Origin of the sequence: Pseudomonas muyukensis (genome assembly GCF_019139535.1) — a bacterium.
GTDB lineage: Bacteria > Pseudomonadota > Gammaproteobacteria > Pseudomonadales > Pseudomonadaceae > Aquipseudomonas > Aquipseudomonas muyukensis.
The window spans coordinates 4958312-4972582 of record NZ_CP077073.1 but is presented as its reverse complement, the minus strand read 5'-3'; the positions used below and the strand labels follow the sequence as shown (position 1 = coordinate 4972582).

Here is a 14271-nt window from a genome sequence, read left to right as displayed (position 1 = left end):
ACTACGGATGAATGATCTACCAATCGAAGGTTTTACGACCATCAACGAAAGTGCGGCGATGGTCCTGCTGGTAGACGATCAGGCGATGATCGGCGAGGCGGTGCGTCGTGGCCTGGCCCACGAGGAGAACATCGACTTCCACTTTTGCGCCGACCCGCACCAGGCGGTGGCCCAGGCCATGCGCATCAAGCCCACGGTGATCCTCCAGGACCTGATCATGCCCGGGCTGGACGGCCTGACGCTGGTGCGCGAGTACCGTAACAACCCGGCCACCCAGGATATCCCGATCATCGTGCTGTCGACCAAGGAGGACCCGTTGGTCAAGAGCGCGGCGTTCGCCGCCGGGGCCAACGATTACCTGGTCAAGTTGCCCGACACCATCGAGTTGGTGGCGCGTATCCGCTACCACTCGCGCTCGTACCTGACCTTGCTGCAGCGCGACGAGGCGTACCGGGCCTTGCGCGTGAGCCAGCAGCAGTTGCTCGACACCAACCTGATGCTGCAGCGGCTGATGAACTCGGATGGGCTCACGGGGCTGTCCAATCGCCGCCACTTCGACGAATACCTGGAGCTGGAGTGGCGCCGGGCCATGCGGGAACAGCAGCAGTTGTCGTTGTTGATGATCGACGTGGATTTCTTCAAGGTGTTCAACGACAGTTTCGGCCACTTGGCCGGCGATGAAGCCTTGCGCCAGGTAGCCGAGGCAATCCGTGGTTGCTGTTCGCGGCCCACCGATTTGCCGGCGCGTTATGGGGGGGAGGAGTTCGCCCTGGTGTTGCCGAATACCTCGCCGGGGGGCGCGCGGCTGATTGCCGAGAAACTGCGCCAGACCATCATGGCGCTTAACATCGCCCACACCGTGCCAGAGGCGGCTTCGCACCTGACCGTGAGCATCGGCCTGGCGACCTTGACGCCCGGGGTGGGCAGCCATTGCCGGCAGTTGATCTCGGCGGCGGACAAGGGGTTGTACCTGGCCAAGAACAATGGGCGTAATCAGGTTGGGATTGCCTAAGTGTATTCCCGCAGGGTGAAGTTTCAAGACTTGTATTCGTCCAGCGGGAGCCGGCTTGCCGGCGAGAGGAAATGACAGTCAAAGACTGAGATTCTAATCGCTTTGCTCTTTGCTCATTTTAATTGCTGTTGCTGTTGCTGTTGCTGTTGCTGTTGCTGTTGCTGTTGCTGTTGCTGTTGCTGTTGCTGTTGCTTCTAAGCGCGCGATAGTTTAGGCAACACCAATTGCGACTTCAGGAGGCCGAGTGGAGTTCTTGCGTAGTGGGGCGACGGCCATGGATGGCCGTCGAGCGCTGCGCCCCAGGATGGGGCGTACAGCGCGGTACCCACGGGAGCAAGAACGGAGCGAGGGGACCCCGGAGCGCAGCGTAGGGGCCGGATGAATGGAGCGAGGATTTTTTGGTTCCTTTTTGATCCTTAAAAAAGGGACCCGCCGTAAGGGCGGAAAGGTGACTATGCGTCGCCATCGCCAATGAATACGCGTATAGCTTTCAAAACTCACGCTCTGAAAGTCAAAGTCAAAGTCAAAGTCAAAGTCAATCGGCGTGGGTATTCACAGATGTAAACGCATTCATTTGCTATATCGACGCTTAATCACCTTTTCGCCCTTACGGCGAGTCACTTTTTGTCAAACGCGACAAAAAGTAACCAAAAAACGCTGCGCTCCATTCATCCGGCCCTACGCTACGCTCCGGGTTCCCTCACTCCGGCCTTGCTCCCGGGAGGACCGCGCTGTAGGGCCCATCCTGGGCCCCAGCGCTTGACGGGCATCCATGCCCGTCACCTCCCTACGCAAGGCCTGCGTTCGGCCTCCTGAAGTCGCGAAGTTACGGGCGGCGCCTGGGCTGGCGCAGCTGTCGCTCGTGGGCTATGGCGCTAGCCTCTTGATCGGCAACGGCAACGGCAACGGCAACGGCAACGGCAACACTGTGTTCATGGAATGCGTCCATACCGCCCGGCGGGTCTGCCGCCATCCTCCAGACTCGGTTATACTCGCGGGCTTTTCACCGAATTCGTACGAGAGCTGCCCGCCCATGGAAATCCAACCGATCCTGAACACCATCAAGGACCTCACCGAGCGTTCCCAGTCCATTCGGGGGTATCTTTGACTACGATCACAAACATGATCGTCTGGTCGAAGTAAACCGCGAGCTGGAAGACGCCGCTGTCTGGAACAAGCCCGAGTACGCCCAGGCCCTGGGCCGCGAGCGCGCCATGTTGGCACAGGTGGTCGAGACCCTGGACAAACTGTCCAACGGCCTGACCGACTGCAAGGACCTGCTCGACATGGCTGTCGAGGAGAACGATGAAGGCGCCGTCAGCGATGTCGAGACCGAGCTGCAAGGGCTTGAGGAATCCCTCGCCCAGCTCGAGTTCCGTCGCATGTTCAGCGGCGAGATGGACATGAACAACGCCTACCTGGACATCCAGGCCGGCTCCGGCGGCACCGAGGCCCAGGATTGGGCCAACATCCTGCTGCGCATGTACCTGCGCTGGGCCGACAAGCGCGGCTTCGACGCCACCATCATCGAACTCTCCGAAGGTGAAGTCGCCGGCATCAAGGGCGCCACCGTGCACATCAAGGGCGAGTACGCCTTCGGCTGGCTGCGCACCGAAATCGGCGTGCACCGCCTGGTACGCAAGAGCCCGTTCGACTCCGGCGCCCGTCGCCACACCTCGTTCAGCGCGGTGTTCGTGTCGCCCGAGATCGACGACAAGGTCGAAATCGAGATCAACCCGTCCGACCTGCGCATCGACACCTACCGCTCCTCCGGTGCCGGCGGTCAGCACGTCAACACCACTGACTCGGCGGTGCGCATCACCCACGTGCCGACCAACACCGTGGTGGCCTGCCAGAACGAACGCTCCCAGCACGCCAACAAGGACACCGCCATGAAAATGCTGCGGGCCAAGTTGTACGAACTGGAGATGCAAAAACGCAACGCCGCCTCCCAGGCCCTGGAAGACAGCAAGTCGGACATCGGCTGGGGCCACCAGATCCGCTCCTACGTGCTCGACGACTCGCGCATCAAGGACCTGCGTACCGGCGTCGAGCGCAGCGACTGCAACAAGGTGCTGGACGGCGACATCGACCAGTACCTGGAAGCGAGCCTCAAGCAGGGCCTGTAAGCCGTGCACCACCGCCGCGCTACCTGGCCAGCCGCCGGTAGCGCGTGCCCTGCCCGGATCGGGCAACGAACACCTGATGGAAAGAATGACGACATGAGCGACCTCAAGACCGAAGCGCAAGACCTGCAACAGGAAGAAAACGCCCTGATCGCCCTGCGCAAGGACAAACTTGCCGCAGAGCGCGCCAAGGGCAATGCCTTCCCCAACGACTTCCGCCGCGACAGCTACTGCAACGACCTGCAGAAACAGTACGCGGACAAGACCAAGGAAGAGCTGGAAGCAGCCGCGATTCCGGTCAAGGTTGCCGGTCGCATCATGCTCAATCGTGGCTCGTTCATGGTCATCCAGGACATGACCGGGCGCATCCAGGTCTACGTCAACCGCAAGACCCTGCCCGAAGAAACCCTGGCCGCGGTCAAGACCTGGGACCTGGGCGACATCATCAGCGCCGAAGGCACCCTGGCCCGCTCCGGCAAGGGCGACCTGTACGTCGAAATGACCAACGTGCGCCTGCTGACCAAATCGCTGCGCCCGCTGCCGGACAAGCACCACGGCCTGACCGACACCGAACAGCGCTACCGCCAGCGCTATGTCGACCTGATGGTCAACGAGGAAACCCGCCACACCTTCCGTGTGCGTTCGCAGGTGATCTCGCACATTCGCAAGTTCCTCATCGAGCGCGACTTCCTCGAGGTCGAGACGCCGATGCTGCAGACCATCCCGGGCGGCGCCGCGGCCAAGCCGTTCGAAACCCACCACAACGCCCTGGATATGGCCATGTTCCTGCGTATCGCGCCGGAGCTGTACCTCAAGCGGCTTGTCGTTGGTGGCTTCGAGAAAGTCTTCGAGATCAACCGCAACTTCCGTAACGAAGGCGTTTCGACCCGGCACAACCCCGAGTTCACCATGCTCGAGTTCTACCAGGCCTACGCCGACTATCGCGACAACATGGACCTCACCGAGGAACTGTTCCGCGAGCTGGCGCAGCTGGTACTGGGCAGCACCGACGTGCCCTATGGCGACAAGGTCTTCCACTTCGGCGAGCCGTTCGTGCGCCTGTCGGTGTTCGACTCGATCCTCAAGTACAACCCCGAGCTGACCGCCGCCGACCTGCAAGACGTCGACCGCGCCCGTGACATCGCCAAGAAGGCTGGCGCCAAGGTGCTCGGCCATGAAGGCCTGGGCAAGCTGCAGGTGATGATTTTCGAGGAGCTGGTCGAGCACAAGCTGGAGCAGCCGCACTTCATCACCGAGTACCCGTTCGAAGTCTCGCCGCTGGCCCGTCGCAACGATGACAACCCGGCCGTGACCGACCGTTTCGAGCTGTTCATCGGTGGCCGCGAGATCGCCAACGCCTACTCCGAGCTCAACGATGCCGAAGACCAGGCCGAGCGCTTCCTCGCCCAGGTGGCCGAGAAGGACGCCGGTGACGACGAAGCGATGCACTACGACGCCGACTTCGTTCGCGCCCTGGAGTACGGCATGCCGCCGACCGCCGGTGAAGGCATCGGCATCGACCGCCTGGTGATGCTGCTGACCAACTCGCCGTCGATTCGTGACGTGATCCTGTTCCCGCACATGCGTCCACAGGCCTGAGTGATGTGAACAAGCCGCCTTTCGAGGCGGCTTTTTCATGCCTGACGCTTTATGTTGTCAGTACCGGCCCTATGGCGGCACAGGCAGCAGATGACTCGAACTATGAGGTACCGCCCCGTGACCCCCGCAATGCCCCACCAGGGCGCCGCCGGCATCGCCACCGCCGTCGCCGAAAGTGTGCAGTACCAGGGCCGCAAGACCGCCCGCCAGGGCAGCGAGCAGCGCCGCCAGCAGATTCTCGACGCGGCCATGCGCATCGTCGTGCGTGATGGCGTGCGTGGCGTGCGCCACCGCGCCGTGGCCGCCGAAGCCGGTGTGCCGCTGTCGGCCACCACCTATTACTTCAAGGACATCCAGGACCTGCTGGCCGACACCTTCGCCCAGTATGTCGAGCGCAGCGCCGCCTACATGGCCAAGCTGTGGACCAATACCGAGGGTGTGTTGCGCCAGTTGCTCGCCCAGGGCGACGGTTCACCCCAGGCCCGGGCGCAACTGGCCGATGAAGTGGCGCGCATGCTGGCCGACTACGTCCTGCGTCAGCTTAACAATCGCCGCGACTTCCTCATGGCCGAGCAGGCCTTCCGCCAGGAGGCACTGCTGTGCCGACGCCTGGCAGAGCTGGTGCAGGCCCACGAGCAGATCCTGCTGCATGGTGCGCGGCAGATATTGCAGGTGGTTGGCTCGCGTCACCCCGAGCAGGACGCCCAGATGTTGACGGCGATAATCGAGCAGATGGAATATCAGGGCCTGCTCGAGGACGCGAATGCGCGGGCCGATGAGCAGATGCTCGCTATCCTTGTCCGATACTTGCAGATGGTGCTGGCATCGGCCTGAGTGGCGAACGACTTTTCAAGGAGAAGCTGATGAAAGCCTGGCGTGTGGTGTTGTTGACCTTGTCATTCCTCGTGCTGGGCGGATGTCTGGTGACCTTCGACGAGCCGCTGGCGGCCAACCAGCAGGCGCCGAAGGCCTTGCTCGGCCAGTGGAGCAGCAAGGACGCCTGGGGCCAGCCGCTGAAGCTGAGCATCAGCCGCGCCGGCGGCAATACCTACAAGGCCGTGGCCCGTGCCCAGGGCAAGGCGCCCGAGGAGTACGCCTTCACCGTGGCCCGGCATGGCAACCGTTGGTACCTGTCGGCCGGCGTGCCCAAGCGCCTGGGCGGCAATTTCCTGATTGGTGGTTTCGATATCGTCGATGGCAAGGAGCTGGTGGTCTACAACCTCGATGTCGAACAGGTGCAGCAGGCGGTGGCCAAGAAGGAACTGAGCGGGCGCAGTACCGCGGTACCGGACGACAATGGCGAGGGCGTGTTGATCGACAGCCCGGCGGAGCGGGTGCTGGCGTACCTGGACGACCCGGCCAACTCGGACCTGTTCGTCGAGGTGGCGCGCTTCCAGCGTGCCGCCAGGTAGCAAGGCGCGGTTCGCCGGCCTTGCCGGCGCACCCGGCCCACTAGAATGCAAGGAGTCCCCGGTGGACGAATACCAGCAAACCATCCGCAGCTTGTCCGACCGTATCGTCGCCGCGCAGACCCCGATCCGCGTGCTCGACGCGGTCAAGTGGGACGATGGCATCCGCCAGGGCTTCCTCAAGGCCAAGGGCAAGGAGCCGCCGGCAGTGGACCGGGCCTACTACCAGAGCCGCCCGCTGTCGTTCGACTCCAATGCGCTCAAGGCTGAATTCCAGGGCATCGAACGCGACATCACCCGCCAGCTTGGCCAGTTCAACCCGGTCGGGCAGATCATGCGGCGCATGTGCAAGGAGTACCGCATGGTGGTGCGCATGCTCGAGGCGCGCGGCACCGAGGACTTCGGCCTGATCTCCCAGGAGCTTTACGGCGCAGCCTCGGACGCGTTCCACGCCGGTGACCCGACCCTGGCCGACCTGGGCCTGATGCTTTCGGACTACCTGAACAACATCGACGGCCGTGGCGACCTGAAAGACGAGCCGAAGAACCTCACGGCGAAAGAGGCGGTGGCGATCCTCCAGCGCCGCCTGAACAAGGTGTTCGGCGAGGCCGAGGAAACCATCCGCGTGTTCGAGTCCGACGGTATCGTCGCCGACGCCGCGGCGGGGGCCGACTACATCAAGGTGCGCGCCGACGCCATGTTCAACAGCCGCGACGTGCGGGCACTGGAGGTTCACGAGGGCCTGGTGCATGTCGGCACCACCCTCAACGGCCTCAACCAGCCGATCTGCACCTTCCTGGCCAAGGGCCCGCCCTCGTCCACGGTGACCCAGGAAGGCCTGGCCATCCTCATGGAGGTGATCGCCTTCGCCTCCTACCCCAGCCGCCTGCGCAAGCTCACCAACCGCACCCGCGCCATCCACATGGTCGAGGAGGGCGCGGACTTCCTGCAGGTCTTCGAGTTCTTCCGTGGCCAGGGCTTCGAGATGGGCCAGAGCTACAGCAATGCCAGCCGAGTGTTCCGCGGTTCGGTGCCCAATGGCCTGCCATTCACCAAGGACTTGTCCTACCTCAAGGGCTTCATCATGGTTTACAACTACATTCAGTTGGCCGTGAAGAAGGGCAAGCTGGAGCAGATCCCCTTGCTGTTCTGCGGCAAGACCACCCTGGAAGACATGCGCACGCTGCGCCAGCTGGTCGAGGAAGGCCTGGTGGAGCCGCCCAAGTACCTGCCCGAGCAGTTCCGCGATCTCAATGCGCTGTCGGCCTGGATGTGTTTCTCCAACTTCCTCAACCACCTGAGCCTGGACCGCATTGAAGCCGACTACGCGAACATTCTCTGACGCCTGGCGTCACCTCGCCCTCGGCCTGGGGTTGCTGCTGTTGGCCGGCTGCAGCAGCCTGCTGTTCTATCCCGAGCCTGGCCAGCCGTTCACCCCGGCGAAGGCCCGCCTGGCCTACCAGGACCTGACCCTGACCGCCGCCGACGGCACCCGCCTGCACGGCTGGTGGTTGCCGGTGCCCGAGGGTGTCGCGATCAAGGGCACGGTGCTGCACTTGCATGGCAACGGCGGCAATCTGGCCTGGCACCTTGGCGGCAGCTACTGGTTGCCCAAGCAAGGCTACCAGGTGCTGATGATCGACTACCGCGGTTACGGCCTGTCCCAGGGCAAGCCGACGCTGCCCGAGGTGTATGGCGATATCGCCGCGGCCTTGAGCTGGCTCGACCAGGCACCCCAGGCGCAAGGCAAGCCGCTGGTGCTGCTGGGTCAGAGCCTTGGCGGGGCCATGGCCATCCACTACCTGGCGCAACACCCACAACAGCGCCAGCGCTTCAGCGCCTTGGTGTTCGATGGCGTGCCGGCCAGCTACCGCGCGGTCGGGCGCTATGCCCTGGGCACCTCGTGGATGACCTGGCCCCTGCAGGTGCCGTTGTCCTGGCTGGTGCCCGACGGCGACAGCGCGATCCATTCCATCGAGCGCCTGACCAGCCCCCCCAAGCTGTTCTTCCACAGCATCGACGACAAGCTGGTGCCGTTGGACAACGGCCTGCGCCTGTACCAGCACGCGCCGCCGCCACGGGTGCTGCAACTGACCCGCGGCGACCATGTGCAGACCTTTGCCGACCCAACCTGGCGCCAGGTGATGCTGCGCTTCCTGGACGACCCCACGCACTTCAACGGCCTGCGCCGCCTGGCCGAAGTCCCCAATTACCCTGACGAGAAAAACGCGCAATGAGTGAAGAACGCAACGCCATCCCCCTGATCCTGACCGGTGTCGGCAGCATCATCGTGACGGTGGGAGTCCTCTGGTACTACGGCTATCTGCATTTCGCCAAGCCGCAGGATGCGCTGCTGTTGCAGGACTTCACCATGCTCAAGACCATTCCGGGCGAGGACTACAAGCTTTCCCTGACCCCGGCGCCACAGGTGGCGCAGTGCATCGATGGCGTGCTGGTGCTGTTCGATACCGAGCAGAAGGGCCTGACCGGCGTGTTGGTGGACAACCGCAAGCGTGCGGTGCGGTGCATGGGGCAGGAGACGCCGCAGCAGGTGCAGTGAGGTGCCATTGGATGTGGCGAAGGCTTCGCTTCGAACGAAATTTCTAGTTCATGCGCGAGCGTGCCGTCGTGTAGGTTTCGCTGTTTTCGCGTTTCCCGATTGCGATCACTATCACCATGACACGATGTTCGATGACCTGGTAAACCAGGCGGTAGCCGGCTGATTTCAACTTTATCTTGTAGCAGTCGGCCATGGCGGCCAGCTTGTCCTTTTCTACTCTGGGTTGAACCAGCCGCACCTTGAGCTTTCTGGCCAATTGCAGGCGCAGTTGCGGTTCGAGTTTGCGGTACTCCTTCTGCGCCCTGACGTCGAACTCAAGGTTGTAGCTTGATGTCGCGTTCGGCCTCGACGATAAGTTCATCGATATCCACCCTCACGGTGGGGCCTCCACTTCGCTGGCGTACCAATTCGGCTAGGTGCAAATCGTCGATCAGCTCCATCATCGCCTCATAGCGTTCAGGCGGTACTGCATAGAAGGCAGGCTCGTTCCGATTGAGAATCACCACGGTCTCGCCGCGCGCTTCGCGAATGGTGCCCATAGGATCTTTCTTCAGCTCGGTGATGGATGCTGCCAGATCGGCGAGAACGGGGTAGGTCATTGTTGTATCAACCTGTTAGTCGAAGGGACGTTACGATCAGGTTAGTACTTTGAATGGTGTCTTTAAAGGTGTTTTTGATGACTGGTACACATGAAAAACCCCGCCTTCAAGGCGGGGTTCTTCACTCAAGCACCAGTGGTTACTGGATCTGGCTCACCGAACGCGGCGCCACTGGCTGGTTGTCGTTGGAGATGGTCACCTCCACCCGACGGTTCTGCGCACGGCCCGAGTTGCTGCCGTTGTCGGCCACCGGATACTCCTTGCCGTAACCCTGGGCGACGATGCGCGCAGGGTCGACGCCGGCCCGCACCAGCGCCATGCGTACCGAGCCTGCACGGCGCTCGGACAGGGTCTGGTTGTAGTTGGCCGAACCGACGCTGTCGGTATAGCCCTCGACGATCACCTTGCGCTCAGGGTTTTCCTGGAGGAACTGGGCCAGCTTGGTGATGTTCGGATAGGCGCTGCTCTTGAGGTTGGCCTTGTTGAAGTCGAACAGCACGTCGCCGAAGGTCACCAGGGTGCCGCGGTCGGTCTGCTTGGCGTTGAGGCTGTCCTGCAGCTTCTTGATCTGCGCGTCGCGGGCGTCCAGCTTGGCCTGGGCGCGCTGGGCGGCGGCATTCTTCAGGTCGGCCTCGGCGGTGCGCAGGGCGATGGTCTGCTTGGCCACCTCGACGCGCTGGTTGGTCAGGTAGGCCAGCTGGTCGACCTTCTTCTCGTTCTCACGGTCCATGTAGGCCTTGTCGGCTTTGTTCAGCCAGTCCTGGGCGTCCTTGGTCTCCAGCGCGGCCACCTTGCTCGACTGCGGATCGCTCTGCAGGGCCGAGAAGTTGGTGCGGGCCGATTCCAGGTTGGCGTTCGGGTCGTGGGAGCAGGCAGCCAGGCCTACGCTCAGGGCCAGCAGGGCGGGAATCATGATGTGTTTGCGCATGGTGTTCATCCTTTGATCTCTAACGAAGGCTCAAGTGGCGGGGCAGGCTCATTCGGCGCTGCGCAGGCCTTCCTCACGTACGTCGTTGACGCCCTGGCGGGCATCCTGCACGGCTTTCTGGGCCTTGGCGGCCTGGGCCTTGCGTTCGGCGACGCGGGCGTCCCACTCGGCCTGTTCGGCGAGCAGCTTGGCCTCGTCGTACTGCTTGTCGTGCATGGCGATCTCGGCCTTCTTGAACTTGTCCTGGGCGGCTTTCATCTCCACCGCGGCAAACTCGGTACCGCCGGCACTCACCGCCGAGTTGACCGCCGACTGGGTCACGGCGTATTGCTCGGTAGGCGGTTTGCCCGCGCAACCGGCCAGCACCAGGCTGCTGCCCAGGGCCAGCGCGGCCAGCTTGAGCCCGCGCAGGTGAGTGGAAGTAGGTTTTTCGATGCGGGTCTTCATGGTGGTCAACTCCATTGGGTCACTCCTGTTAAACGACGATGGCCGCTACGGGTTCATCGCTGTTCCCCTGTCGCCAGGCGAGCGCGTCAACGCCCGGGTCTTAAGGGTTTTGCCGTGATGGCTATTGGCTGTGACCGAGGCGTTTTTTGAATAGTTCAGAAAAATTTGCACGCTAAAGGTATTTTTTTCTGACTAATTGGTCAGCGGATTTGACCTGGAACTTCCGTGGCCGATGGCGGTATGCCGGGCCTTGCCCGGCACCCGCGAAGCTCAGTGCGAGGGGTCTTCCGGCACCCGGCCAAGGGCCTGCAGGTGGCGGCGGGAGAGGGCCAGAAAGCGCGGGGTAGGGCCGATGTCCTCGTACAGCGGGTCGCCTTCCTCGTCGGTGGCGATCACCTGTTGGCCCTTGATGTAGGGGAAGCTGGCCTCCAGCTCCTCGAGCGCGGCGGCCACCAGCTCACCGAGCAGTTCCTCGGGGCTGCGCTTGGGGTACATCTCGATCAGCGCGGCCAGGCGCGCTTCGGCCTCCATGTCCAGGTGCAGGACATGGCCGGTCGGGCTCAGGCGGCCGGCGGCATTCTGTTCCCAGTGCTGGGCGAGTTCGCGGATTTTCATGATGACCTCTGTCAAAGCCTCGAAAGTGGCATTGCTTCGGATGACCTGTGTTCACTTTAGTTGCTTTGCGTGTTCCCGGCTTGCCAGGCGCGCGCCTTGGTGGGCACTCTTGGGGCCTGCTGTTTCCCGGAATGGAGAGGCCCGATGAGCGATATCGATCTGCGCTTGCGTGAGGATGTGCATCTGTTGGGGGAGCTGCTGGGCGAGACCATTCGCCAGCAGCATGGCGAGGCGTTCCTGCAGAAGATCGAGGACATTCGCCACAGTGCCAAGGCCGACCGGCGCGATGCCGGCGAGCAGTTGAGTTCGACCCTGGGCGACCTCGCCGAGCAAGACCTGCTGCCGGTGGCGCGGGCATTCAACCAGTTCCTCAACCTGGCCAATATCGCCGAGCAGTACCAGTTGATCCACCGCCGCGACGCTGACCAGCCCGCGCCGTTCGAGGCGCGGGTACTGCCCGAGCTGCTGGCGCGGTTGCAGGCCGCGGGGCACGCCAATGAAGCCCTGGCCCGCCAGTTGGCCAGGCTGGACATCGAGCTGGTGCTCACCGCCCATCCCACCGAAGTGGCCCGCCGCACGCTGATCCAGAAGTACGACGCCATCGCCGCGCAGCTGGCGGCGCAGGACCACCGCGACCTGCTCCCCGCCGAACGCCAGCAAGTGCGCGAGCGCCTGCGCCGGCTGATCGCCGAGGCCTGGCACACCGAGGAGATCCGCCGTACCCGGCCGACCCCGGTGGACGAGGCCAAATGGGGCTTCGCGGTGATCGAGCACTCGCTGTGGCAAGCCATCCCCAATCACCTGCGCAAGGTCGATGGCGCGTTGTTCGAGGCCACCGGCCTGCGCTTGCCGCTGGAGGCGGCGCCGGTGCGTTTCGCTTCCTGGATGGGCGGCGACCGCGACGGCAACCCCAATGTCACCGCGGCGGTAACCCGTGAAGTGCTGCTGCTGGCGCGCTGGATGGCCGCCGACCTGTTCCTGCGCGATATCGACCACCTGGCCGGCGAATTGTCCATGCAGCAGGCCAGCCCGGCGCTGCGTGCCCAGGTCGGCGACAGTGCCGAGCCGTACCGCGCCTTGCTCAAGCAGTTGCGCGATCGCCTGCGCGCGACCCGGGCCTGGGCCCACGCCTCGCTGGCGGCGACCCAGCCAGCCAGCGCCGCGGTGCTGGTCGACAACCGCGACCTGATCGCGCCATTGCAGTTGTGCTATCACTCGCTGCATGAGTGCGGCATGGGCGTGATCGCCGATGGGCCGCTGCTCGACTGCCTGCGCCGGGCGGTGACCTTCGGCCTGTTCCTGGTGCGCCTCGATGTGCGCCAGGACGCCGCCCGCCATCGCGATGCGCTGTCGGAAATCACCGATTACCTTGGGCTGGGCCGCTACGCCGATTGGGACGAGGAGGCGCGCATCGCATTCCTCCAGGCCGAGCTGAAGAACCGTCGGCCGTTGCTGCCGGCGCACTTCCAGCCCGAGGCCGACACTGCCGAAGTGCTGGCCACCTGCCGCGAGATTGCCGCCGCGCCAGCGGCCTCGCTGGGCTCCTACGTGATCTCCATGGCCGGCGCCGCCTCGGATGTGCTGGCCGTGCAGTTGCTGCTCAAGGAGGCCGGCTTGACCCGGCCCATGCGGGTGGTGCCGCTGTTCGAGACCCTGGCCGACCTGGATAACGCCGGCCCGGTCATGCAGCGCCTGCTGGGGCTGCCCGGCTACCGCGCCGGCCTGCACGGTCCGCAGGAGGTGATGATTGGCTACTCGGACTCGGCCAAGGACGCCGGCACCACCGCCGCCGCCTGGGCCCAGTACCGCGCCCAGGAGAACCTGGTGCGCATCTGCCGCGAGCATCAGGTCGAGCTGTTGTTGTTCCATGGCCGCGGCGGCACGGTTGGCCGTGGCGGCGGCCCGGCCCATGCGGCGATCCTGTCACAGCCGCCGGGGTCGGTGGACGGGCGCTTGCGCACCACCGAGCAGGGCGAAATGATCCGCTTCAAGTTTGGCCTGCCCGGTATTGCCGAGCAGAACCTCAACCTCTACCTGGCCGCGGTGCTGGAAGCGACCTTGCTGCCGCCACCGCCGCCGCAGCCAGCCTGGCGCGCGCTGATGGACCAGTTGGCGGCCGATGGGGTCAAGGCTTATCGCGGCGTGGTGCGGGACAACCCCGACTTCGTCGAGTATTTCCGCGAGTCGACGCCGGAGCAGGAGCTGGGTCGCCTGCCACTGGGCAGTCGCCCGGCCAAGCGCCGCGCCGGCGGTATCGAGAGCCTGCGGGCCATTCCGTGGATCTTCGGCTGGACCCAGACGCGGCTGATGCTGCCCGCCTGGCTGGGCTGGGAAACCGCGCTGAACAATGCCCTGGCCCGCGGCCAGGGTGAGCTGCTGGCGCAGATGCGCGAGCAATGGCCGTTCTTCCGTACCCGCATCGACATGCTGGAGATGGTCCTGGCCAAGGCCGACGCGCAAATTGCAGAGGCCTACGACCAACGTCTGGTGCAACCCGCGCTGCTGCCCCTGGGTGCGCACCTGCGCGACCTATTGTCGCAGTCGTGCCAGGTGGTACTGGGCCTGACCGGCCAGCCGGTGCTACTCGCCCACAGCCCGGAAACCCTGGAATTCATCCGCTTGCGCAACACCTACCTGGACCCGTTGCACCGCCTGCAGGCCGAGCTGCTGGCACGTTCGCGCAGCCGCGAAGCCGCTCTGGACAGCCCGTTGGAGCAGGCCTTGCTGGTGACCGTGGCGGGTATCGCGGCGGGCTTGCGCAATACCGGTTGAAGGGCCGGGGCGCTGGGTCTCCCGGGTGTCCTGCCTGGGGCATCGCGCGGGCATGATGCCTGGTTGCGCCGGGCGCAACCGCCCCCCTGGCAGGCCGCAAGTGGCGCATTCCTGCCACTTTGGGACGCTTGTCGGGGGGGCGGGCGCTGTGTATCTTGATCAGCCTTTTGACCGATTTTGCGGTCTCATCCGATTTTCCGGAGT

General features: G+C 64.0%; 15 protein-coding genes. 10 read left to right on the top strand and 5 right to left on the bottom strand.

What is annotated here, in order from left to right; all coding sequences use genetic code 11:
• The first annotated feature begins 7 nt into the window (after window positions 1–7).
• The 9 genes from KSS95_RS22060 (at window position 8) to KSS95_RS22020 (ending at window position 8706) form a co-directional block, all read left to right on the top strand.
• Window positions 8–1012 (top strand): response regulator, encoded by a 1005-nt coding sequence (locus tag KSS95_RS22060; protein ID WP_217849611.1) that lies wholly within the window; start codon window positions 8–10, stop codon window positions 1010–1012.
• A gap of 772 nt (window positions 1013–1784) precedes the next feature.
• The gene (locus KSS95_RS22055) at window positions 1785–2120 is read left to right on the top strand and encodes a hypothetical protein (protein WP_217854087.1); all 336 of its coding nucleotides are present in this window, start codon (window positions 1785–1787) and stop codon (window positions 2118–2120) included.
• A protein-coding gene (gene prfB, locus KSS95_RS22050; RefSeq protein WP_217849609.1) for a peptide chain release factor 2 occupies window positions 2046–3141 on the top strand; the annotation gives its coding sequence in 2 pieces (ribosomal slippage) (window positions 2046–2117 and window positions 2119–3141; 1095 coding nt in all). The genes KSS95_RS22055 and prfB overlap by 75 nt, the downstream gene beginning before the upstream one ends.
• A 93-nt stretch (window positions 3142–3234) precedes the next feature.
• A complete protein-coding gene (lysS, locus tag KSS95_RS22045) occupies window positions 3235–4737 on the top strand; it encodes a lysine--tRNA ligase (protein ID WP_217849607.1) in 1503 nt (500 codons plus the stop codon).
• Between the two features lie 129 nt (window positions 4738–4866).
• A complete protein-coding gene (locus tag KSS95_RS22040) occupies window positions 4867–5571 on the top strand; it encodes a TetR/AcrR family transcriptional regulator (protein WP_217854059.1) in 705 nt (234 codons plus the stop codon).
• Window positions 5572–5600: 29 nt separating this feature from the next.
• A complete protein-coding gene (locus KSS95_RS22035) occupies window positions 5601–6149 on the top strand; it encodes a hypothetical protein (protein WP_217849605.1) in 549 nt (182 codons plus the stop codon).
• Window positions 6150–6210: 61 nt separating this feature from the next.
• Window positions 6211–7488 carry a flavohemoglobin expression-modulating QEGLA motif protein gene (locus KSS95_RS22030; protein ID WP_134689571.1) on the top strand — a complete coding sequence of 426 codons (1278 nt, stop codon included), beginning with the start codon at window positions 6211–6213 and terminating at the stop codon, window positions 7486–7488.
• Entirely contained in the window at window positions 7460–8383 is a 924-nt protein-coding gene (locus KSS95_RS22025) for an alpha/beta hydrolase (RefSeq protein ID WP_217849603.1), read from the top strand. Before KSS95_RS22030 ends, KSS95_RS22025 begins: the two co-directional genes overlap by 29 nt.
• On the top strand, window positions 8380–8706 hold the full coding sequence (locus KSS95_RS22020; RefSeq protein WP_134689569.1) for a PA3694 family proteiin: 327 nt from the start codon (window positions 8380–8382) through the stop codon (window positions 8704–8706). The genes KSS95_RS22025 and KSS95_RS22020 overlap by 4 nt, the downstream gene beginning before the upstream one ends.
• 43 nt (window positions 8707–8749) lie before the next feature.
• Here the strand turns inward: KSS95_RS22020 and KSS95_RS22015 are convergent, their stop codons facing one another.
• The 5 genes from KSS95_RS22015 to KSS95_RS21995 form a co-directional block, all read right to left on the bottom strand.
• Window positions 8750–9067 (bottom strand): type II toxin-antitoxin system RelE family toxin, encoded by a 318-nt coding sequence (locus KSS95_RS22015; RefSeq protein ID WP_217849601.1) that lies wholly within the window; start codon window positions 9065–9067, stop codon window positions 8750–8752.
• A complete protein-coding gene (locus KSS95_RS22010) occupies window positions 9021–9305 on the bottom strand; it encodes a type II toxin-antitoxin system Phd/YefM family antitoxin (RefSeq protein ID WP_217849599.1) in 285 nt (94 codons plus the stop codon). Before KSS95_RS22010 ends, KSS95_RS22015 begins: the two co-directional genes overlap by 47 nt.
• A gap of 139 nt (window positions 9306–9444) precedes the next feature.
• Window positions 9445–10233, bottom strand: coding sequence for a lipotoxin F family OmpA-related lipoprotein LptF (gene lptF / locus KSS95_RS22005; RefSeq protein ID WP_217849597.1), 789 nt, complete (start codon window positions 10231–10233; stop codon window positions 9445–9447).
• A gap of 48 nt (window positions 10234–10281) precedes the next feature.
• Window positions 10282–10695, bottom strand: a complete 414-nt coding sequence (locus KSS95_RS22000) for a DUF4398 domain-containing protein (protein WP_134689567.1) — start codon at window positions 10693–10695, stop codon at window positions 10282–10284.
• A 255-nt stretch (window positions 10696–10950) separates the two neighbouring features.
• Entirely contained in the window at window positions 10951–11295 is a 345-nt protein-coding gene (locus KSS95_RS21995; protein ID WP_217849596.1) for a pilin assembly protein, read from the bottom strand.
• A gap of 144 nt (window positions 11296–11439) precedes the next feature.
• Between KSS95_RS21995 and ppc the strand changes: the two genes are divergently transcribed.
• Window positions 11440–14067 carry a phosphoenolpyruvate carboxylase gene (gene ppc / locus KSS95_RS21990; protein ID WP_217849594.1) on the top strand — a complete coding sequence of 876 codons (2628 nt, stop codon included), beginning with the start codon at window positions 11440–11442 and terminating at the stop codon, window positions 14065–14067.
• The last annotated feature ends 204 nt before the right edge of the window (window positions 14068–14271 follow it).